We start from the raw sequence: 22,217 nt of genomic DNA on the forward strand, positions 1-22,217 counted from the left end.
GTTGAGCCCGGCCCCCTGACCTGGCCCCGCCGCCGCCGGCAAATCCCGGTGGTGCGGCCGCTACTTCAACGGCGGGCCCGGCAGCTTGGTTCGTTTTTGAAACCGGGGTGCCGGGTCAGGAGGCCAATACGCCCTGGTCAGGCCCCTTTGGCCCCGGGCCCGGAGGTTTTACGGCGGGCCCTTCTCAAAAAAAACTACTTTTGCCGACGTTCCAATTCGTGTTTTCTGCCCTATGCTGCAAGTTTCCGTCCTGAAAGAAAATACCGCGCTGGTCGTAGCCGGTCTGACCAAGAAGCATTATAAAACGGCGGAAGCCGACGTGGCCGCCATTCTGGGCCTCGACCAGCGCCGCAAGGAGCTGCAAACCAGCCGCGACTCGGCCCAGGCCGAAGCCAACGAGCTGGCCCGGCAGATTGGCGGCCTGATGAAAAGCGGCGACCAGGCCGGGGCCGAAACGCTGAAAATGCGCACCGCCGAGCTCAAGCAGCATACCAAAGCCGCCGGCGATGAGCTGACGCAGGTGGAGGAAGCGCTCCAGCAGCTGCTCTACAAGCTACCGAATCTGCCCCACCGCAGCGTGCCCGAAGGTCGCGTGGCCACCGACAACGAAGTGGTGCGCGAAGGCGGCACCATTCCCGAGCTGCCCGCCGATGCCCTGCCCCACTGGGAGCTGATCAAAAAGTACGACATCATCGACTTCGAGCTGGGCAATAAGATTACCGGCGCGGGCTTTCCCGTGTACAAGCGGCAGGGGGCCCGGCTCCAGCGCGCCCTGATCAACTTCTTCCTGGATGAGGCCCGCGACGCCGGCTACGACGAAATTCAGCCCCCGATTCTGGTAAACGAGGCCAGTGGCTACGGCACCGGCCAATTGCCCGACAAGGAAGGTCAGATGTACCACGACAAGCAGGACAACCTCTACCTGATTCCGACCTCGGAGGTGCCCATCACCAACCTGTACCGCGACGAAATCATTGCCGCCGAGCAGCTGCCAATCCGCAACACCGGCTACACGCCCTGCTTCCGCCGCGAAGCCGGTTCCTGGGGTGCCGACGTGCGCGGCCTCAACCGCCTGCACCAGTTCGACAAAGTGGAAATCGTGCAGATCACCCAGCCCGAAAACAGCTACGCCGCGCTGGAAGGCATGGTGGCCCACATCGAAGGGCTGCTGCAGAAGCTGGAGCTGCCCTACCGCGTGCTGCGCCTCTGCGGCGGCGACATGGGCTTTACCTCCGCGCTGACGTTCGACCTGGAAGTGTGGAGCGCGGCCCAGGGGCGCTGGCTGGAAGTAAGCTCAGCCTCTAACTTCGAAACCTACCAGGCCAACCGCCTCAAGCTGCGCTACCGCGCCGAAGGCGGCAAAATGCAGCTGCTGCACACCCTCAACGGTTCGGCGCTGGCCCTGCCCCGCATCGTGGCGGCACTGCTGGAAAACAACCAGACGGCCGATGGTATTAAGCTGCCGAAAGCACTGCATTCCTACTGCGGGTTTGAGAAAATTGGGTAGCGCAATAGGTCCTGGCGAGCGAAGCGCGGCAATCCGTCCTGAACAACACGAAAACCGCTGTTATCCCAAAAGCCCCGACGTATGCATTACGTCGGGGCTATTTGCTTTTCCACCCTCTGCTCATTGGCCGGAACGGATTGCCGCGCTTCGCTCGCCAGGACGGGCAGCCGCTATTCGGCCACCAGCCGCGTGACGATGCGCAGGCTGCTCATCAGGGTTTTCTGCACCGGGCACTTTTGCGAAATGGCTTCCAGGCGCTGGCGCTGCTCGTCGGAGAGCGGGCCAATGAGGCGCAGCTCTTTCCGGACTTCTTCCAGCATCTGGCCCGACTGCTCGCATTGCTCGCAATCCTGCGCGTGTACCCGCTGGTGGCTCAGCCGCACTTCAATACCTTCGAGGGGCCACTTTTTTTGGGTGGCGTAGAGGCGCAGGGTGATGGCCGTGCAGGCGCCCAGGGCCGAGAGCAGCAGATCGTAGGGCGTGGGGCCCCGGTCCTGCCCGCCGACGGGCACCGGCTCATCCACGAAATACGTGTGGCGGCCTGCCTGCACGTCGGCGACCAGGGCCTCGGGGCCTACTTTTACGACCACTGCCTGGTTGTCCGGTTCCGTCATCTGGGCTGAAAGTGAAGAGGATAAGCCGCAAGAAAGCAAAAACTCCGTTTCGTTTAACCCCGCGAGCCCGGCCGGGGTTGCCGGCCCGGCTTAGCGGCCGTCCCGCGCGGGGGGCAGGTTAAGGTCGAACTTAATTTCGCGCATGCACTTAAAATGCCCCTGCGGACACTCGGCATAGCCAATCTTGGAGCAGGGCCGGCACGACAGGCCCGGCACTTCCAGCACCCGAAACTCGCTGCGATAAGGATACATACCAAACTCCGGCACAGTGTTGCCCCACACGCTGAAAATCTGCTTCTGAAACGCGGCCGCAATGTGCATCAGGCCCGTATCGTGGCTGACCACCAGCTCGGCCTGCCGCACCAGGGAAGCCGACTGGTTCAGGGAAAATTTACCGCAGGCGTTATAAATACTTGTCAGCTGCGTGGGTTCCCCCACTGGAGGGGGAAAGTAGTAGGGGCTGTCGGGCAGGCGGGGTGGGGCGGGCACTACCGCCGGCACGTTGCGCTCGAAGGCCAGCTCAACCACGTGGCCGGTGCTTTCATCTTCGGGGCCGCCGAGCAATACGATGGGCCGCCGCAACAGGGCGCAGAGCTCAATGATACGCTCCACCGGCAGGCGTTTGGTGGCGTGCTGGGCCCCGATGGCGAAGGCCACGTAGCCGCGCTGAAAGGTGGCTGGCAGGGCCGCGGCCAGATCAACCTCGTCTTGCTCGGGGATAAAATAATCCAGGCCCTGCCGGTCGTCGGTTACCCCCAGCGGGGCGGCGGCGGCCAGGTAGCGCGCCACGATGTGCACCCGCGGCAGCTGATCTATTTTCAGGTTGACCAGCAGCCATTTCTGCAGATTCAGCTTGTCGAAGCTGCTCGATTTCACCCCCAGGCGCAGCTTGATAAGGCCTGTGCGCAGGTTGTTATGCAAATCGACTACGTAATCGAACCGCTCCGCTTTCAGCTCCGCCACCAATTCCCCGAGGGAGCCGGTGAGGCAATGCACCTTGGTCACGTACGGGTTAGCCGCCACGATGCCGCGGTAGGCGGGTTTGGTGGCAAAGTGCACCCGCGCCCCGGGCACCTGCTGGCTGAGCGCCCGCACCACCGGCGTAGTCAGCACGATGTCGCCAATGGAGGAAAAGCGCAGAACGAGGATTTTCATAGGGGTCCGTTATGTGTTGCCGGTTGCCAGTTGCCAGTTGTGCGTTGTCAGTTTCGAGTTTGTTCAATAATAATGTCTGGCAACTGGCAATACACACCTGGCAACACACAACCGGCAACTGGCAACTGGCAACACACAACTGGCAACACACAACCGGCAACTGGCAACTGATTTACCCGAATAGCGTGGCTTTGAATTCCTCGGCGGGCTTGATACCGGCTTTGCGCCGGGCAAAGTAGGCCGCCATTTCCTCGGCCGTCAGCGCGTTGAAGGTCATTTCTTTGGTCAGCCCCCCCTTGCGGCCCATCATCACGCCGTAGCGCATGTCGGCGTAGCCGTCGGTGTGGTGGGCGTCGGGGTTGATGCTGAGCTGCACGCCCTGGTCGAGGGCGTAGCGCACCCAGCGCCAGTCGAGGTCGAGGCGCCAGGGGTTGGAGTTGATTTCAATGATGACCTGGTGCCGGGCGCAGGCGTCGATGACGGCCTTGTGGTTGATGGGGTAGCCTTCGCGGCGCAGCAGCAGCCGGCCCGTGGGGTGGCCCAGCATGGTAGTGTAGGGGTTGGCAATGGCCCGCAGTAGCCGCTCAGTGGCTTTGCGCTCGTCCATGCGCAGGTTGCTGTGTACCGAGGCCACGATGAAGTCGAAGCTTTCGAGCACCGTAGGCGCGTAATCGAGGCCGCCGTCGGAGAGAATGTCGCTTTCAATGCCCTTGAAGATGCGGAACGGCGCCAGCTCCTGGTTGAGCTGGTCGATTTCGCGCTGCTGCTGGCGCACCCGCTCGGGGGGCAGGCCGTTGGCGTAGTGCGCGGCCTGCGAATGGTCGCAGATGCCGAGGTACCCGTAGCCTTTGGCGCGCAGAAACTCGGCCATCTGCCGCAGAGTGTGGTTGCCGTCGGAGTAGGTGCTGTGGTTGTGCAGGGAGCCGCGCAGGTCGGCATCCTCCAGCAGCGTGGGCAGCTTGTGTTCCCGGGCCAGGGCTACTTCCCCCAGTCCTTCGCGCAGCTCGGGCTCCACGTATTGCAGGCCCGCGGTCTGATAAATGGCGGCTTCCTGATAAAACCGCTCCCGCTTCACCAGCTGCCGCAACGACCCTATCGGGCCGCCCAGCGGCTCGCTCAGGTGGGCTTCGGTGGCCGTGAGCAGAAACAGCTGGTTCACGAAATCGTCCTGGCTTACCAGCTGCACCTCCACTTTCACGCCCGAGGCCATGGCCGTGCCGCGCCAGGCAAACGGGCCCGAGCGCGCAGGGTCGGCCGTGAGGCCCTCCATCGTATTCAGTAGCTCATGGGCCTGCCAGGGCTGGGCGGTGGCGGCCACCAGCAATACGGTTTCGACCACTTCCAGCCGCCGCCGCACTTCCCCGGCCACGGCTACATGCTCCGTTCTCAGCGCTTCGCGCAGGTGCCGGGTCAGCTCCTCCGCCAGCGTTTCGGCGTGCGGATACAGCAGCTTGCCCCGGCTTTCCTGGTTGAACTCCAGGGCCGCCAGAATCAGGTCCTGGGTCTTTTTGCCGAACCCCTTCAGCTTGCTCACCTCGTCGTTTTCGGCGGCCTCGCGCAGCTGATCAATGCTTTCCAGCCCGAGGTCCCGCCACAGGGAGCGGATTTTCTTCGGGCCGATGCCTTTGATGTTCAGCATTTCGACCACGCCGGCCGGGGTGGTGTCGAGCAGCTTCTGCAGCTCCGGAAAAGTACCCGTATCGAGCAGCTCGGCTACTTTGGCGGCGGCCGTCTTGCTCAGGCCGGTGCGGTCGGGCAGGCCGGTACGGTCCATGTCGGCCACGGGGCTTTCCAGGCGTTCGAGCACGGCGGCGGTGCCTTCGTAGGCCCGGATTTTAAACGGATTTTCGTCGTGCAGCTCCATGAGCGACGCGGTGAGGCGGAAGGCACGGATGAGGGCGCGGTTGTCCACTTGGTTTTTGGTTGGTGGTTTTTGGTTTTTGGTTTTAGTCAGTGACCTACGGCCAAAAACCAAAAACCACCAACCAAAAACCAGTAAAAGGGCGGGCGGCAAAGGTAAGGGGCAATAGCGTACATTCGCTGCGACGTCCCCGGCGGGGCCGGTCCTGGTTTTTGCCCCTCTCTTCTTGCGTTTTGCCCTATGCGTTTGTTTCTTCTGTTATCCTGCCTGAGCACGGTGCTGCTGGCGGGCACCTGCAACCCCGATGCGAAGACTGCCGCCCAATCTCCCTCGATGAAACAGCTTGAAGGCACCTGGCTCCACGCCCAGGAAGAAGATCAGGGCGACGTGCGCGTGTACCGGCCCAACACCTACGCCTTTCCGCCGGCCCGGGGCCGCACCGGCTTCCAGTTCGACCACAACGGCCTGTTCACCCAGTTCGACATTGCCCCCACCGATGGCCTTGAAGGGCGCAAAGGGCAGTGGAAAGCCAGCGGCAGCGCCAAAGTCATCATCAGCCTCGACGACAAGCGCGACCCGGACTACACCCTCGAAATCGTGTCGCTGGATAAAGACGTGCTGAAGGTGCGGCGGCTGGAGTAGTCTTTTCTACGGCCGGCCGGCGCCCCGCCGTGCAACCTTTCCGCGCGAGTGGCAATCCAGAGGATATAGTTTCATCTTAATCCTTGGGGTTGCCATGCGTGTTCTGCTCTCGTTGCTATTGACGCTGGGGTTATTGGGCGGTTGTAAAAAGGAAAGTGCGCCGGCCGCGCCGGCTACGCTGCAGTCCCGCATTATCGGCCGCACCTGGCTGGAGTCGCACGAGGACGCGCAGCCGGGCAGCGACATCCGGGTGTACCGCCCCGAAACCTCCGCGTTTCCGGCATCCTGGCCCCGGGACGGGTTCCGCTTCGATGCCGGCAACGTCTTCACGGGTTACGGTCCAAGCCCCGTCGACGGTACCGCAACTTTCCCCGGCCGCTGGCAGACCACCGGCCCCGACCGGTTCCGCATCACCCCCAACGCGCCGGCCGGCAGCTATAGTCTGCAGCTTGTTTCTCTCGAAAACGAGGTGCTGCGCGTCCGGCGTTTGCCGTAGTACAGGGCCGGGCACCCGGTTTCCTGCGTAGCTTGCGGCCATGAAGTACTGGCTCGTAAAATCGGAACCCACCGCCTATTCCTGGGCTGATTTCAGCCGCGACGGCGGCACCGCTTGGACCGGCGTGCGCAACTTTCAGGCCCGCAACTATCTGCAGCAGATGCAGGCCGGCGACCTGGTGCTGTTCTACCACAGCGTGACCGAAAAAGCCGTCGTTGGTATTGCGGAGGTAGCGGCTTCGGCCACCCCCGATACCACGGCCGCAGCCGGGAGTGGCTGGGTGGCCGTAGCGCTCCAGCCCCGGCAGGTGCTGCCCAACCCCGTCCGCCTGGAGCAGATAAAACAGGATGCCCGCCTGACTCAGATTGGCCTGTTGCGCCAGTCGCGCCTGTCGGTGATGCCGTTGCAGGCGGAGGAATTCGATACGATTCTGGAGCTGGGCAGCTAGCCCTGGTCGGCTGCACTCCGGGGGGCGCTGCTTATGGTCGGGGCGGACCGCGAATTTGACCGGGAAGCCGCTACTTTGCCGCGGCTTCGTCGTATCTTACTTGACGCCACGCAGCAAGTGGCTCCACCTGCTATGAAACACGTTTTACTCGCGCCGTTGCTACTGCTGCTGCTGTTGGGTGGTCCGGGCGTGGGCCAGGCCCAGCGTCGGCCGCACGTTAACCCTCCCCTGCCGGCCAATGCTCCCGCGCAGTCGGCCCGGTTCGAGCTGCCGCTCCAGGCCTATACCAGCGCGGTACAGGTGCAACCGCTGGCCGAAGACAGCAGTGCCGTGCTGCTGGTTGAGCGCGAAGTATTCACGGCGCGACGGTCTAACTTCAGCTTCCAAAAGCTGGACCATGCGCTACAGACCCGCTGGACCAGGCCGCTGGAGGTGCCCCGGGGGTATGAATTCGCGGAAATCTGTGCCGAAGAGGCCATGGTGTATGCGCTGTTTCAGAACGACACGCAGGCCCACAAGATCTGGGTAGCCGCCCTGAACAGCCGCACCGGCGAAATCAGTACCACGACGTTTGACACCCGGGTCAGCGACGAAATCTATGAGCTCAAGGCCCTGGGAGGAAACCTGTTCGCCACGGTGCAGGTGGACCAGCACGTAACGGTACTGCTGTTGAACCTGCGCACGGGTCAACAGCAATTCCTGCCCTCGGTGTACGAGCAGATTCCAACCCAGCTTACCTTCCTGGCCGACTCGGTGAGCCAGCGCGCTAAATTTGTGTTAAGCCAGACCAACGGGGTGAAGTCGCGCCTGCAGGTGAAGCAGCTCTCGGCCCAGGGCAAGCTGCTGCGCACCGAATACGTGCAAGCCGCCAGCGACCGGGGCCTGCTGACGGCCCAGATCAGCCCCGGCGACTCCACCGAGCGGCTGCTGACCGGCACGTACACGCTCCGGGACCCGCGCTACTCGCAGGGCTTGTTTGCCACCGACCTGGCCGCGGGCGTGACGCCCACCGGGGCCCGCGAGTCGTTGCGCTTCTACGATTTCTTCAACCTCAAGCACTTTTTCGATTTTATGCACCCCGCCCGGGAAGCCCGGTTCCGCCAGCGCGGGGCGCGGCGGCGGGCGGCGGCGGGCCAGTTCCGGCTGCACTACCGCCTGCTGATGCACGATCTGGTCCCTTTTCAGAACGGCTACGTGCTGGTAGCCGAGGTCTACTATCCGCACTACCGCTACGATACCTACGGCTATAGCTTTATGATGAGCCCCACCCGCAACTTCGATGGCTACACTACCACCCACGCCATCATCTGTGGCTTTGACCGACGCGGCAATCTACTGTGGGACAACACCTTCGTGCTGAAGGACGTGCGTCACCGCGACCTGCTGGAAACGGTGCGTTTGCGGCCCCTGCTGGATGGCCGGCGACTGGCCCTGGCGTACCTCGACGACAACGTGATCCGCTACAAGATTATTGACCGCACGGTGTCTTCCCCCAACGACTTGAGCGTCCCGATTCAGGTTTCGTCTACCAACGACCAGGAACGCCCGAGCGCTACGAGCGAAAGTGGGATGCGGGCCTGGTACGGCAACCGGTTTCTGGCTTATGGCTACCAGCACGTCCGCGTAGATGGGGGGCTGGACCGGGACGTATTTTTCCTCAACACCGTTACCTTCAAATAAGCCGACCGGCGACCGGCCATCGGCGTACAGGGAGGTATTCCGCTTTTTCCCCTCCTTTACGCCATGAAAATCCGCTTCCTCACTTTCCTTGTGCTGGCAACGCTGCTGGGTGGTACCAGTTGCCGCAGCTCGGGTCCGGGCCAGCCCGCCCAAACCGTCGATCAGTTTTTCCGCAAGTATGAAGGCCGCTCCGGCTTCAAAGTCACCGACTGGTCGGCCGGGCTCACGGCCCGGCTGCTGCTGCTGAAGGTGGCCAGCCTCGGCGGCGACAACTCCGTTACCCAGGCGCTGTCGGCGGTACGCAGCGTGAAGGTGCTCACCTTTGCCCCTACTTCCGGCAGCGCCCGCCAGCTGGTAGCCGAAGGGCTGAATAAGGAAGTGGATGGGTTGCTGGCCAGTGAGCGGTACACGCCTTTGCCGGCCACGGAAGCGGGTACCACCGTGATGCGCTACGCCGCCCGCCGGCAGGGCGACACCGTGCAGGAAGTGGTAGCTACCGGCAACGTGGAAGGCGCGCCCGAATCGTTTATGCTGGTGGCCATTTCCGGCAATTTCACCCCGGAGCAGCTTCAGCAGCTGATTAAATTCCTGCCTAAGGTAAAATCTGAAATCAGTCAGTAAGGCTGAACACAGGAAATGAGAAAGGGGCTCTACTACCGGTAGAGCCCCTTTCTCATTTTCCACTCTGCTGTATCGTTCGGACGCAATCTACTTTGGCGGGGCGACCGGTTTTCCTGCCGGCCAGCTTAGCGGCGGGCTTCGCGCATCAGGCGCTCAATATCGTCCGCTTCGAGCGGAATGTTCTTCATCAGATCTTCGGGCTGGCTGCGGGTGATGAGGATGTCGTTTTCGAGCCGGATGCCGAGGCCTTCCTCACGGATGTAGATGCCCGGCTCGCAGGTGTAGACCATACCCGGCTCGAAGGTGCGGTACTTGGCTCCTACGTCGTGCACGTCGAGGCCGAGGTAGTGGCTGGTGCCGTGCATGAAGTACTTTTTGTAGAGCGGCGCGCCGGGGTCCTGGTTCTGCACGTCGTTGGCGTTGAGCAGATCGAGCCCGATCAGCTCCTGCTCCATAGTGCGGCCCACTTCGGCGTGGTAGTCCTCGATGTTGTTGCCGGCCACAAGGCGGGAGGTGGCGAACTTCATCACCCGCAATACGGCGTCGTACACGGCGCGCTGGCGCGGGGTGAAGATGCCGTTCACGGGAATGGAGCGCGACAGGTCGGCGGCATAGTTGGCATATTCGGCCCCGAAGTCCATCAGGATAACGTCGCCATCCTGGCACTCCCGGTCGTTGCTCACGTAGTGCAGGATGCAGGCGTTGGCCCCCGAAGCCAGAATGCTGCCGTAGGCCGGGCCCCGGCTGCGGTTGCGCAGAAACTCGTGGTAGAGCTCGGCTTCAATCTCGTATTCCCATACCCCGGGCTGCACGAAGCCCAGCACGCGGCGGAAGGCCTTGTCCGTAATGTTGGCCGCTTCCCGGAGCAGGCGGATTTCCTCGGTGCTTTTGATGGCCCGCAGCTGGTGCATCAGCGGGGCCGCCCGGCGGTACTGGTGCAACGGGTACCGGGCGCGCAGCTCCTTGCCGAGGCGGGCGTCGCGGGTTTCCACCTCCACCACGGCCCGGATGTGCTCATTGGAATTGAGGTACACGTTTTCGGCCTCGTTCATCAGCGCCGGCAGCACCTGCTTAAAGGAGTCGAGCCACATAATAGTGGGCACGCCGGACTGGGTGCGGGCCTGGTCCTTGGTCAGCTTATAGCCTTCCCACACCAGAATATGGTCGCTGGTTTCCTTCAGGAACAGGATTTCGCGGTGGTGGGGCAGCCTGGCATCGGGGAAGAGCACGAGGATACTCTCTTCTTGATCGACGCCGGAAAGATAGAACAGGTCGTTGTTTTGCCGGAAGGCCATGGTGCCGTCGGCATTGGTCGGCATCACGTCGTTCGACTGGAAAACGGCCAGCGACGCGGGGGGCAGCTGCTGGATGAAATTGCGGCGGTTCTGAATAAACAGATCGGGTGAGATGGAGCCGTAACGCATAGAGGGGGCTTAGGGGTGGGAAACAAGGCCCGCGCCGGGGCGGGTGGGCCGCAAGTTAAAAGAAAGCCCGGCCGAAGCCACCGCCATCCGGCACCGCTTGAGCGGGTGAAGGTGGCCGATGGCTGTAACCACGTTTACAAGGACCGGCAGAACCCAAACCGCTACTACGGCTCCGACACGCCCATCGAGCCGGGCAAGGTAGAGTGGCAGGAGCTGCAGAAGGTGTCGCTGAAAAACTACTGAGCTGGCTCCGGCACGGGCGGGCCCCAGCAGCTTTGCCCCGTCTGGGGTGGCCCGGGCCAACCAGCAGCCTACAAAAAACGGCGGGCCGGGGACTTCGTAGTACCTTCGCGCTTTCCTTTTTTTCCAATGCCTGCTGTTTCCCCCCCTGCCGTCCTGCTGATTCAGACTGCCTTTATCGGCGACGTGATTCTGGCCACGGCCCTGCTGGAGCGTATGCACCAGACCGAACCCGACACGCCCGTCGACTTTCTGGTGCGTAAGGGAAATGAAGGCTTGCTCAAAAACCATCCGCACGTGCGGCGGGTGCTGATCTGGGACAAGAAAAAGGACAAGTACCGGGGCCTGTGGCACCTGCTGCAGCAAATCCGCGCTACGGGCTACGACCGGGTCATTACCCTCCAGCGCTTCGCCTCCACCGGCCTGCTGACGGCCTTTTCCGGGGCCCGGGAACGAATCGGCTTCGATAAAAACCCGTTGGCCTTCCGCTTCACCCGGGTGATACCCCATGTTATCGGGGTGGGAGTACACGAGGTGTCGCGCAATCTGCACCTACTGGACCCCGCCGCGGAAGTGCCGCTGACCCCGCCCCGCCTCTACCCCACTGCGGCCGACGAAGCGGCCGCCGCGCCTTACGCGGCCGCGGGTCCTTACGTGTGCATCGCGCCCACATCGGTGTGGTTCACCAAGCAGTTTCCGGCGGCAGAGTGGGTGAAGCTGCTGCGGGCCCTGCCCCCGCAGTACACCGTGTACCTCATCGGCGGTCCGCCCGACGCCGCCGCCTGCGCGCAGCTGTTGACCGCTAGTGGTCGGACTACCGGGGTGAATCTGGCGGGGCAGCTGTCGTTGCTGGCGTCGGCGGCCCTGATGCGGGACGCGGTGCTGAACTACGTCAACGACTCGGCGCCGATGCACCTCTGCTCAGCCCTGGCCGCCCCGACGTGCGCGGTATATTGCTCCACGGTGCCGTATTTCGGGTTCGGACCGCTGAGTCCGTTTTCGCGGATTGTGGAGCTGCCCCAGGAGCTGGACTGTCGCCCCTGCGGCCTGCATGGCTACCGAAAGTGTCCGCTCGGTCATTTTCACTGCGCCCACGGTATTCAGACCAGTCAGCTGCTGGCTGCGCTGGCCGAGGCGGAAGCCCTATCCCAACCCCTGCCCGCTAGGGAGGAGCTCTGATTTTAGCTTTTAGCGCTAAAGCCCCTTCCTTTCGGGGAGGGGTTGGGGTAGGGTTGCGTACCTTTGCAACCACCGGCGGGGCTGGCCGGTTATACTGGTCCGGGGCCTGCCGGTTCCGGCTCCTAAGCCGCAAGAAACCAAGATCCTACCCAATGTCTGATTACGACCTGCACGAATATCCCAACGGAATCCGGTTGCTGCACAAACAGGTTTTGCACACCAAAATCGCGCACTGCGGTTTCCTGCTGGATATCGGCTCGCGCGATGAACAGCTTCACCAGCAGGGACTGGCCCACTTCTGGGAGCATATGGCTTTCAAGGGCACCGAGAAGCGGCGCTCGTTTCACATCCTGAACCGCCTCGAAACCGTGGGCGGGGAGCTGAATGCCTACACTACCAAGGAGAAAATCTGCTTCTACGCCTCCCTGCTCAGCACCCATTTCGAGCGGGCCTTCGAGCTGCTCACCGACCTGACCTTCAACTCGGTATTTCCGGAGCGCGAAATGGAAAAGGAGCGCACCGTGATTCTGGAGGAGATGAGCATGTACCAGGATGCTCCCGAAGACGCCATCATCGACGAGTTCGACGCCGTGGTGTACGGCACCCATTCCCTGGGGCACAACATTCTGGGGACCCGCCAGAGCGTGACGGACTTTCAGCAGGCCGACTTCCGCCAGTTCCTGGCCGAAAACGTGCGTACCGACCGGCTCGCGTTTTCCTCCGTCAGCAACCTTTCCTTCGCGCAAGTGAAGAAGCTGGCCGACAAGTATCTGGCTCCGCTGCCGGCCCGCCTCGGCCCCCGGCCCCGCACACCGTTCACCAACTACCAGCGCACCGACCAGCTGGAACGCCGGCCCATCACCCAGGCCCACTGCCTGATTGGCGGCCCGGCCTACGCCATCCGGGACGAGCGGCGGGTGCCGTTTTTCATGCTGAACAACATTCTGGGTGGCCCCGGCATGAACTCCCGCCTCAATCTGGGGGTGCGCGAAAAGCACGGCCTCGTGTACTCCATCGATTCGACCTACAGCCCCTACACCGACACGGGCCTGTTCGGCATCTATTTCGGCACCGAGAAAAACCAGGTGAAGCGTACCATTGGGCTCGTGCAAAAAGAGCTGAAGCAGCTGCGCGAAAAACCCCTGGGCACCAGCCAGCTGCACACCGCCAAGGAGCAGCTGATGGGTCAGCTGGCCATGGCGGAAGAAAGCAACGGCGGCATGATGCAGCTGCTGGGCAAGAGTACCCTGGATTTGGGCCACGTGGAATCCATCAACGAAATCTTCGCCCACATCCGGCGCATCACGGCCCCGGAGCTGTGCGAGCTGGCCAACGACGTGCTGCACGAGGACAACCTGAGCGTGCTGCAGTACATACCGGAGTAGGTAGAGGGAGCTGATGACAAATCGGGTTTTTGGCCACGTCAGTCACTATCGACCCGGCGACTTGTTCAGTTCCCGGGCCGAGCTGAGCGTTGCGCGCGTTCATGCTCCGTTACGTAGTGGGGTGAGCGGCACGCAAGCAGAAGGAGTAGACTCCCTGGTGCTGGCGGACCAGTATGAGGACGACCTTTTCACGGAAGAGCTGATCTGGTACACGGGCCATGGTGGACGCGACGCGAAAACCGGTAAGCAGGTGACTGACCAACTGCTGACCTGCCGCAATGCCGCTTTTCTTACAAGCCGGGAGAGCGGCCAGCCCGTGCGGGTATTGCAGAAGGTGACCGACGAAGTCCGGGGCCAGGTTTACCGGTATGAAGGATTGTATACCGTGCTGGACTCTCGCTATGAACAGGGAAAATCCGGGTTTATGGTGTGGAAATTCCTGCTCAAGCCGCGCAAATCCTAACCCGCCCATGCCCTTCACCCTCGCCCATCCGGCCCTGATTCTGCCGCTGCTCCGCCCGTGCCGGCGGGGGCTATCGGCTACGGGACTGGTGCTGGGAAGCATGGCGCCCGACTTCGAGTACTTCCTGCGTTTGCGGCCCGATGGTATTTATGGGCACACCCTGGCCGGCATCTTCTGGCTGGATCTGCCGCTGGTTGTCCTGTTCACCGCGTTGTTCCATAGCCTGGTCAAGCAGCCGCTGGTGGCCAGCCTGCCGGCATTGCTGCGCCGCCGCCTGGCCCCGCTGACCCGGCAGGCCTGGCCGATGCGACGGGCTTGTTCGGGACCGGTGCTGCTGGGTGGCTTCGCCGGCATACTCTCCCATCTTAGCTGGGACGCCTTTACCCACGACGACGGGCTGGTGGTGCTGCACTGGCCGGCGCTGCAACAGCCGCTGGCCCTACTGCACGGCACTTTTCCGGTGTACACCTGGCTCCAGCTGGGCAGCACCGTGGCCGGCCTGCTGGCTATCCTGACTTACCTCGGGGCCCTGCCGCGCTACTCCGCCGCGGGACCCTTCGTACCGGCCGTGGCCCGGCGCACTTTCTGGCTGATAACCGGGGCGGGAACGGGGTTGCTGTGGGGTCCGTTTGCCTGGGTGTCGGCGCGCATCTGGCCATTTTCCTTCAACTCGGTGGTCGTCACGGGCATGAGTGCGGCGCTGGTGGGGCTGCTGGCCGCGGCAGCGGTTTTTCGGCGGCAACGGGCGGCGGGCACTGAATAGCCGCCGCCGCCCCTACCTTTGCCCCCTGACGCCACCCTTTGCCCGTGCTCCCCAACGACGACGAACTGCAGGCCTACGCTGAGGCCCACACCAGCCCCGAAACCGACCTGCTGCGCCGCCTCAACCGCGAAACCCACGTGCAGGTGCTGGCCCCGCGCATGCTCTCGGGGCAGTTGCAGGGCCGCCTGCTGAGCATGATCAGCCACATGGTACGGCCGGCCCGGATTCTGGAACTGGGCACGTTTACCGGCTATTCGGCCTTGTGCCTGGCCGAAGGGCTGGCCCCGGCGGGCGAGCTGCACACCGTGGAGCAAAACCCCGAGCAGGAAGACCGTATCCGCCGCTACGTGGCCGCGGCAGGCCTCACCGACCAGATTCATCTGCATATCGGCGATGCCGCGGCCGTGGTGGCCACGCTGGCCCGGCATTGCTGGGACCTGGTATTCATCGACGCCGACAAAATCAACAACCACCGGTACTACGAGCTGGTACTGCCGCAGGTGCGCCCGGGCGGCTTTGTGCTGATCGACAATGTGCTGTGGGGCAGCAAAGTCCTGGCCTCCTACCCCCTCAAACCGGCGGACAAGGACGCCCACGCGGTGCGGGCGTTCAACGACTTCGTGCAGCAGGACGCGCGGGTGGAAAACGTATTCCTGCCCCTGCGCGACGGGCTGCTGCTGGTGCGCAAGCGGTAGGCCGGCAGGCGGGGCGCAGGATTAGTTGCAGCGAACTTTAAACTTTCCCTTCCGGGCGGCGTCTTACCCGGTTATGTACTCTTCTACGTTGGTTGTTATCAGGAAAGCACTGCCGCTGCTCTGCTGCCTGTTTGCCATTTCCGGGGCCGGGGCCCAGAACCTCTCCATCCGCGGGCGCATTGTCGACAGCAAGGATCAGGCGGCGCTGATTGGCTCCAACGTGCTGCTCATCCACCTGCCCGATTCGGTCCGGCAGGGTACTGCGGCCGATGCCAGCGGCGGGTTTTCCTTCCCGGGCCTGACCCCCGGCCGCTACGTGCTGGCGGTTTCCTTTTTGGGCTACACCACCCTGCGCCGCACCCTGGAGCTACGCTCCCAACCCCTGAACCTGGGAGCGGTGGGGCTGCAAACCGGCGGGGCCGTGGCGCTGAAGGGCGTGGAAGTAGTCGGGCGGGCCGCCGCCGCCGTTCAGAAGGGCGACACGGCGCAGTACGACGCGCGGGCTTTCAAAACCAACCCCGATGCCAATGCCCAGGACCTGATAACCAAAATGCCCGGCGTAGTCGTTACCGACGGCAAAGTGCAGGCCCAGGGCGAGCAGGTGCAGCGCATCCTCGTCGATGGCAAGGAGTTCTTCGGCAGCGACCCGGACGCCGTGCTCAAGAATCTGCCCGCCGAAGCCATCGACAAGGTTCAGGTCTACGACCGCCGTAGCGACCAGTCGCAGTTCACGGGCTTCAACGACGGCAACACCGAGAAAACCATCAACATCACCACCAAGCCCAGCTTCCGCAACGGGCAGTTTGGGCGCATCCTGGCCGGCTATGGTCCCGACAACCCCAGCAGCAATGGCAAATACCGGGTGAGCGGCAACCTGAACTCGTTTAAAGGCCGCCGGCGGCTATCCATCGTGGCCCAGTCGAACAACGTGAACGAGCAGAACTTCGGCACCGACGACCTGCTCGGGGTGATTGGCACTTCGGCCCAGGGCGGGGGCGGCAACCGCGGGGCCGGCGGCCCCGGACGGCCCGGCGGCGGCGGACGGCCCGGACAGCAGGGCGGCGGCCAGGCGGGCAACTTCCTCGTCAACCAAAGCAGCGGCATTTCCACTACCCACGCCATCGGCCTGAACTACGCGGACACCTGGGGCAAGAAAACCGACGTGCAGTCCAGCTACTTTTTCAACCTGAGCGACAACACCACCCAGAGTACCACCAACCGGCTCTACAACGTGCTCACCCGGGGCCGCACGCTTGGTTACGACGAAAACTCCCAGGCGACGGCGCGCAACATCAACCACCGCTTCAACCTGCGGCTGGAGCATAAGCTCGACACAGTGAACTCGATTCTGTGGCAGCCGCGCTTCACGCTGCAGCGCAACACCAGCACCAGCGCCCTCAACGGCCGCACCTTCCTGAGCGGAATTTCCGACGTGCCGGCCACCACGCAGAGCCTCAACAACAGCACCTACAACTCCGCGCAGCACGGCCTCACGCTAGCCAACCAGCTCTTGTACCGCCACCGCTTCGCCAAGCGGGCCCGCACGTTCTCGCTGGGCCTGAACACCACTTATAACGACCGCGAAGCCGACAACTTCCTGCTTGCGCAGAACTACAGCCCCGATACGACGGCCACCGACCAGTATTCGCGGCTCGACCAGATTGGCTGGAACTGGAATGCCAACGCCACCTACACCGAGCCGCTCAGCCTGAAAAGTCAGCTGCAGCTCAATTACACGCTGTCGTACGCGCCCAACGACTCGGACAAGCGCACGTTTGACCAGCTGACCGGGCCACGCACCCCCAACGACTCGCTCAGCAACGTGTTTCGCAGCAACTACCTCACCAACTCCGGCGGACTTACCTACCGCTACCAGTTCGGGAAAGTGGAATGGGCCGTGGGCGCCGCCGTGCAGCACGCCCGGCTCGACAACGACCAGACCTTCCCGCGCGCCCTCACCACTCAGCGCACTTTCCTGAATGTGCTGCCTACCGCCACGCTGCAATACCGGGTCTCGGCCCAGCAGAATCTGCGCTTCAACTACCAGATGCGCACCCAGAACCCCAGTATCAGTCAGCTGCAGGAAGTGGTGAATAACTCCAATCAGCTGCAGATTCGTACCGGCAACCCGAATCTGGCCCAGGAACACTCCCACAACCTGTTTCTGCGCTACTCCTCGTCGCAGCCCGAAACGTCGCGCTCCTTTTTTGCCCTGCTCGGCGGCTCCTACACCGATAACTACATTGCCAACAGCACCGTGGTCGTGCGCGAGCCGACCAGCATCGGCGGGGTACTAGTGCCCGCCGGGGGCCAGATTACCCGGCCCATCAACCTGAACCGGCAGTATTCGCTGCGCTCGTTTGTTAACTACACGCTGCCGCTGAAGGTCATCAGGTCCAACCTCAACCTGAACGCCAACGCGACCTATTCCCAGACGCCGGGCATCGTTAACGCGGGGCTGAACTACAGCCGCTCCCCCAATGTCGGGCTGGGCGCGGTACTGAGCTCCAACATCAGCCCGGAGCTGGATTTCACGCTTTCCTCTAATTCCAGCCAGACCTACGCCCGCAATACGCTGCTGAGTCAGAACAACAGCCGGTACTTCCGCCAGAACACCGCCCTGCGCCTGAACTGGATCCTGATCAAGGGCATAACCCTGCAGTCGGATGTAAACCACGTGGCCTACCGCGGGCTGACGGCGGGTTTCGACCAGAGCTTCGTGCTCTGGAATGCCAGCCTGGGCAAAAAGCTGTTTGCCAAGCAGCAGGGCGAAATCAAGCTCTACGCCTTCGACCTGCTGGCCCAGAACAACAGCATCGGCCGCACCATCACCGATGCCTACACCGAGGACGTGCGCACCAACATCCTGCAGCGCTACTTCATGGTGATGTTCACGTACAACCTGCGCAACTTCGGCGGCGGGGCCGGCCCGGCCGACATGCCGCGCGACAACAACCGGCCGGATGGGCCGGGCCGGCCGGGGCGGGGGCCCGGCGGGGGTAGCTGATGGCCGCGTGGTACCACGACCAAAAAGGCGGAGCATCAGGGCAGCTTGTGCCTTTATCCCCCGTTTTTTCGCCTACTTTGTAGCCGTCGGAATCTGGTGAGCCTCAGGAGAGAGCCCGAAATTCCGGCCCCGCTTAGTATGAAACGAATCTTCCTCACGCTGCTCTGCGTGTTGCCCCTGCTGGCGGCGGCCCAGAACGCGGCCGTTCCTTCCGACCTGTACTTTGCCGGCCTGCACCTGCGCCTCACCGAGGGGGGCCGCAAAGCCGTGCAGCAGAAAACCGATGCCCTGCGCAGCCACCCCGCTTCCTTCCAGGCCCGCGTCGCCCTGGCCGATGCCCATTTCCCCCTCATCGACCGGGTTTTCCAGACCGAAGGGCTGCCCCAGGATTTCCGCTACCTCGTGCTCCAGGAAAGCGGCTTGCAGGGCGAAGCCCAGTCTATTCACGATGCCGTGGGCTACTGGCAGTTCAAGCGCGAGTCGGCCACGGAGCTGGGCGTGGTGGTCAACGACGCGGTGGATGAGCGCAAGCACCTGGTGGTGTCGTCGAGGGCGGCGGCGAAGTACTTCCTGCGCAACAATGCCACGTTTCACAACTGGCTCAACGCGCTGCTCAGCTACAACCTGGGCCTGACCGGAGCCAGGCCCTACACCCTGCCCACCGACTTTAACGCCACCGAAATGGAGATTTCGGAGCAGACCCACCCTTACCTGCTCACGTTTCTGGCCCACAAGGTGGCCTTCGAGCCCGTGTGTGGCCAGAATCCCAAACCGGCCATGCTGCTCCGGGAGTTTCCGGCTATGCCGGGCCAGCAGCTGCCGGCCCTGGCCGCGGCGCTGCAAACCAACCCCACCGAGCTGGCCCGGCACAACCGCTGGCTGCTGCCCAACACGGCCGTGCCCGCCGACAAAACCTATACGCTGGTGGTGCCCGTAACCGACCCCATTCAGCTGACGGCCATGGCCGCCCTGCAGAAAGCTACCGCCGGTGGCCAGCTGCTGCACGAGCCTGCCGTGGACCCGCAGAACGCCGAGTTTGTGCAGATCAACGGCATGCGCGCCCTCGTTGCCCTGCCCGGCGACACCAAGGAAAGCATCGCGCAGCGGGCCAAGCTGAAGATGCGCCGGTTCATGCAATACAACGACCTGTTTGCCTTCGACAACATCGTGGTAGGCCAGCCCTATTTCACCCAGAAAAAGCGCGACAAGGCGGCCGTGGAATACCACGTGGCCCAGTTGAGCGAGAGCGTGGCTACCATTTCGCAGAAGTATGGCGTGCGGGCCAAGGCCATCTGGGCCAAAAACCGGATGCCCCGCAACGAGGAGCTGCGCCCCGGCCGCATTCTGTGGCTCCAGCACACGCGGCCCCGCGAGGTGGCCATCGAGTACGCGCCCAGCCGGGACGCCGGGGCGGTAGCCGCATTTGAGCGGCCCGCCAAGGCGGCAGCATCGGCAGTAGCTTCGGTAGCGCCAGCCCGCAAGAAAGAGGCGGCTAAGCCGGAAGTGGAGGTTTATACCGGCCGCACCGCCGCCGCCAGCCGCCTTATTGAAGATGCTGAGGAAGCCGATTCGGTCGAGATAGATCTGCCAGCTGACGTCGTTACTGACGACCACATGGAGAACCTGAATGAGCTGACGGCTGACGCTAAGCCGGCCAAGCCGGCTCCCGCGCGCCCGGCTTCGTCCGTCCCCCCGGCAGTAGTGAAGCCGGCAGCACTGCCCCGGGAGCCCGTCGTTCTGAAACCAGCGAAGAAAACGCTGCCCACTTCTTCGCCCATAGCCGATGAGCCGACCGACGAATCCGGTGCGGCAGCAGTCGCAGCGGTTACTATTCCGGTAGCCAAAACCGAGCCTCTGCCCAAAGCCCCCGGGCCGGCACCGGTAGCGCCGACGAAGGAAGTGAAGTCGCCGACCCCGGTCCTAGCGCAGCCGACCCCGCCGACCCCGTTACCCCGGCCCTTGCCCCCAACCTTCCCGGCTTCAACGGCGGCTTCGGCCATCGAGCCCGTACCGGCCAATGGCATCCACGTCGTGCAGAAAAGCGAAAGCCTCTACGCCATTGCCCGCCGCTACGGCCTGCGCCCGACCGATGTAGTGGCCTGGAATAACCTTCCCGCCAACCCGTCGCTGCGCCTGGGGCAGGCATTGCGCGTGGCGGCTCCGGCAGCGGTTGCGGTAGCTCCGGCGGCTACGCCCAAGCCTGCTGCCACCATCGCGCCGGCCTCCGCCGCGCCGGCGGAAACGGCTGCAGCCGTCGGCACCGACCCTGTCCGCCACAAGGTGGCAACCGGCGAGTCGATGTATGGTATTTCACGCCGGTATGGCGTCACCATCAAGCAGATTATGGAGTGGAACGGCAAAGCCGATTTCAACGTGAAGCCCGGCGAAGTACTCACCATCAAGCCCGCCAGGTAAGCCGGAGCCCGTGTACCAGAACGAGTAGGGGCGGGGCTTGCCCCCGCCCGCCGTTCGCGCCGCTGCAACGATGGCCGCACAACGACGGGCGGGGCAAGCCCCGCCCCTACTCGTTCCAGCCGGTAAACAGACCTGGAAACCGCTCTAAAGCCATAAGGCCGCTCCAGTTGGAGCGGCCTTATGGCTTTAGCGGGTGCTTCTATCCAGCAAAAATCAAGACCGAACTCAGGCCGCCTGCGGCACCAGCACGGGACGCGGAATGCGCTGGGTACGGGTTTTGAGCAGCTCGATTATCTCCGCGTCATTCTGGTACCGCTCTCCCAGATTCACGAAGTTCTTCGCCAGCAGGTCGTAGCGCCGGCTCATCAGGTACACGAAGATGTGCAGGAAGTGAATGCCGTCGAATACGATGGCGTCGTTCTGGGCGTACTGCGCCACACTGTTGCGGAAGTGCTTGGGGTGCTCGGTCCAGTGCAGGGCCGGCTTGAGGTGGTGGCTGGTGTGGTAGCCATCGTTCCAGCACTTGTGGTTGTAGTTGGTGTTGATGCAGGTAATGCTGTTGGTGTAGCAGTTATCGGGCGCGGCCGCGTCGATGAAAGAGTGCTGGCTCCAGTTACCCAGCATCATCACCACCCGCGACAGGATAACCGGTAGTACAAATACCACCAGCGTGGCGGGCAGGTTCACGAAGCACAGCGCGAAGGTGACGGCAATGTAGAGCAGCTCACCGCGCAGCAGCCGGGCCCGCAGCGTCATTTTATTCTTCCGGCTGAAATAGAGTACCAGCCTGGGAATGCCCAGCAGGAAGAAGTCGCCGAGGTAGCGCAGGAAGCTCCGCCAGGAGTCGCGCTGGTAGAACATGGTGGAGCTTTGGTCGTCGGGCAGGTTGTTTTCGGGGTGGTGCATGCCCATGTGGTGGGTGAAGTACGACTCCGGCGTTTGCCCGAAAAGCGGCCCGATCACCCAGGGAATGTACTTGTTCATAAAGCCGTACTTCTGCTTGAACAGGATGCGGTGGCAGGTGCAGTGCAGCATCAGCCCAAACGGCCCCTTAAACCGGGCATTGCTCAGAAACAGGTACACGGCCAGCACCGCCCACCACGCCCAACCCGTGAGGGCGGGTACAAACAGCAGAACGGCCAGCGGCAGCAGCGTGAGGCTGATGTGCAGCGTGAGGTAGGCAAAGGGCAGGTCCCGCTTATCCTGGATATACTTCAGAATAAATAAATCCAGGAACGAGGGATTCTCGACGGCGGTGTACTCCGGGTCGGTGGTAGCAGTCAGGAATTTCATACGAGGAAAACCGGGTTCTTCTTGTAGTCCACTACGAGTGAACACTCTGATATACTCGCCTGACGGCTGCTTGTTTGCAGGATCAGATGGAAAAGCAAATGAAAAGGCAACGCCGGCCGGATTAATAAATCCCCGGCGGCAGCAGGCCCGGCGGGCCTTCCCTCTTCGGGTAGCACGGCCCAAGGTAAGTAGTTCAAACCCGGCAGTAGCCTGGCCCGCCTCATCGGGCACTGAAAAACCGGCCCCGCCCGGGACCCCAAGCTCTGTGGGGTCCGCCCGCCGGAACTTCTTGCTAACCCGGGCACCTTGGCAGGGCATATGACAGCCCT

19 protein-coding genes are annotated in these 22,217 nt (G+C 63.0%); 14 read left to right on the plus strand and 5 right to left on the minus strand.

Annotated elements, in window-relative coordinates; all coding sequences use genetic code 11:
• Nucleotides 1–232: 232 nt before the first annotated feature.
• Nucleotides 233–1,507: a serine--tRNA ligase gene (gene serS, locus ABD833_RS04670; protein ID WP_345071304.1), complete on the plus strand. Its 1,275-nt coding sequence runs from the start codon at nt 233–235 to the stop codon at nt 1,505–1,507.
• Nucleotides 1,508–1,677: 170 nt separating this feature from the next.
• Here the strand turns inward: serS and ABD833_RS04675 are convergent, their stop codons facing one another.
• The 3 genes from ABD833_RS04675 to ABD833_RS04685 form a co-directional block, all read right to left on the minus strand.
• On the minus strand, nt 1,678–2,121 hold the full coding sequence (locus tag ABD833_RS04675; RefSeq protein WP_345071305.1) for an OsmC family protein: 444 nt from the start codon (nt 2,119–2,121) through the stop codon (nt 1,678–1,680).
• A 90-nt stretch (nt 2,122–2,211) separates the two neighbouring features.
• Entirely contained in the window at nt 2,212–3,276 is a 1,065-nt protein-coding gene (locus ABD833_RS04680; protein ID WP_345071306.1) for a glycosyltransferase family 9 protein, read from the minus strand.
• A gap of 172 nt (nt 3,277–3,448) precedes the next feature.
• Nucleotides 3,449–5,188, minus strand: coding sequence for a DNA polymerase/3'-5' exonuclease PolX (locus tag ABD833_RS04685; RefSeq protein ID WP_345071307.1), 1,740 nt, complete (start codon nt 5,186–5,188; stop codon nt 3,449–3,451).
• A gap of 189 nt (nt 5,189–5,377) precedes the next feature.
• On the opposite strand from ABD833_RS04685, the gene ABD833_RS04690 reads away from it, so the two are divergent.
• The 5 genes from ABD833_RS04690 to ABD833_RS04710 all read left to right on the plus strand — a co-directional run bounded on the left by ABD833_RS04690 (nt 5,378) and on the right by ABD833_RS04710 (nt 9,024).
• Complete coding sequence (locus ABD833_RS04690; protein ID WP_345071308.1) at nt 5,378–5,779, plus strand: hypothetical protein; 402 nt, start codon at nt 5,378–5,380, stop codon at nt 5,777–5,779.
• A 94-nt stretch (nt 5,780–5,873) separates the two neighbouring features.
• Nucleotides 5,874–6,275: a hypothetical protein gene (locus ABD833_RS04695; protein WP_345071310.1), complete on the plus strand. Its 402-nt coding sequence runs from the start codon at nt 5,874–5,876 to the stop codon at nt 6,273–6,275.
• Nucleotides 6,276–6,315: 40 nt separating this feature from the next.
• Nucleotides 6,316–6,723, plus strand: a complete 408-nt coding sequence (locus ABD833_RS04700; protein ID WP_345071311.1) for an EVE domain-containing protein — start codon at nt 6,316–6,318, stop codon at nt 6,721–6,723.
• A gap of 132 nt (nt 6,724–6,855) precedes the next feature.
• Entirely contained in the window at nt 6,856–8,403 is a 1,548-nt protein-coding gene (locus tag ABD833_RS04705) for a hypothetical protein (RefSeq protein WP_345071313.1), read from the plus strand.
• Nucleotides 8,404–8,466: 63 nt separating this feature from the next.
• Nucleotides 8,467–9,024 carry a DUF4252 domain-containing protein gene (locus ABD833_RS04710; RefSeq protein ID WP_345071315.1) on the plus strand — a complete coding sequence of 186 codons (558 nt, stop codon included), beginning with the start codon at nt 8,467–8,469 and terminating at the stop codon, nt 9,022–9,024.
• Nucleotides 9,025–9,149: 125 nt separating this feature from the next.
• On the opposite strand, the gene ABD833_RS04715 is transcribed toward ABD833_RS04710, so the two are convergent.
• Complete coding sequence (locus tag ABD833_RS04715) at nt 9,150–10,448, minus strand: aminopeptidase P N-terminal domain-containing protein (RefSeq protein ID WP_345071317.1); 1,299 nt, start codon at nt 10,446–10,448, stop codon at nt 9,150–9,152.
• A 111-nt stretch (nt 10,449–10,559) separates the two neighbouring features.
• Between ABD833_RS04715 and ABD833_RS04720 the strand changes: the two genes are divergently transcribed.
• The 8 genes from ABD833_RS04720 (at nt 10,560) to ABD833_RS04755 (ending at nt 20,595) form a co-directional block, all read left to right on the plus strand.
• A complete protein-coding gene (locus ABD833_RS04720; RefSeq protein WP_345071318.1) occupies nt 10,560–10,691 on the plus strand; it encodes a hypothetical protein in 132 nt (43 codons plus the stop codon).
• Nucleotides 10,692–10,817: 126 nt separating this feature from the next.
• Nucleotides 10,818–11,867, plus strand: a complete 1,050-nt coding sequence (locus tag ABD833_RS04725) for a glycosyltransferase family 9 protein (RefSeq protein WP_345071319.1) — start codon at nt 10,818–10,820, stop codon at nt 11,865–11,867.
• Between the two features lie 152 nt (nt 11,868–12,019).
• Nucleotides 12,020–13,252 (plus strand): M16 family metallopeptidase, encoded by a 1,233-nt coding sequence (locus tag ABD833_RS04730; RefSeq protein ID WP_345071321.1) that lies wholly within the window; start codon nt 12,020–12,022, stop codon nt 13,250–13,252.
• A gap of 13 nt (nt 13,253–13,265) precedes the next feature.
• Nucleotides 13,266–13,715, plus strand: a complete 450-nt coding sequence (locus tag ABD833_RS04735) for a YDG/SRA domain-containing protein (RefSeq protein ID WP_345071322.1) — start codon at nt 13,266–13,268, stop codon at nt 13,713–13,715.
• Between the two features lie 7 nt (nt 13,716–13,722).
• A complete protein-coding gene (locus ABD833_RS04740; protein WP_345071323.1) occupies nt 13,723–14,478 on the plus strand; it encodes a DUF4184 family protein in 756 nt (251 codons plus the stop codon).
• A 38-nt stretch (nt 14,479–14,516) separates the two neighbouring features.
• Complete coding sequence (locus ABD833_RS04745; protein WP_345071324.1) at nt 14,517–15,173, plus strand: O-methyltransferase; 657 nt, start codon at nt 14,517–14,519, stop codon at nt 15,171–15,173.
• Nucleotides 15,174–15,246: 73 nt separating this feature from the next.
• A complete protein-coding gene (locus ABD833_RS04750; RefSeq protein WP_345071325.1) occupies nt 15,247–18,180 on the plus strand; it encodes an outer membrane beta-barrel protein in 2,934 nt (977 codons plus the stop codon).
• Nucleotides 18,181–18,318: 138 nt separating this feature from the next.
• A complete protein-coding gene (locus ABD833_RS04755; RefSeq protein ID WP_345071326.1) occupies nt 18,319–20,595 on the plus strand; it encodes a LysM peptidoglycan-binding domain-containing protein in 2,277 nt (758 codons plus the stop codon).
• 225 nt (nt 20,596–20,820) lie between these two features.
• Here the strand turns inward: ABD833_RS04755 and ABD833_RS04760 are convergent, their stop codons facing one another.
• Complete coding sequence (locus ABD833_RS04760) at nt 20,821–21,888, minus strand: fatty acid desaturase family protein (RefSeq protein WP_345071327.1); 1,068 nt, start codon at nt 21,886–21,888, stop codon at nt 20,821–20,823.
• Between the last annotated feature and the right edge of the window lie 329 nt (nt 21,889–22,217).

Origin of the sequence: Hymenobacter fastidiosus (assembly GCF_039539565.1) — a bacterium.
Taxonomy (GTDB): domain Bacteria; phylum Bacteroidota; class Bacteroidia; order Cytophagales; family Hymenobacteraceae; genus Hymenobacter; species Hymenobacter fastidiosus.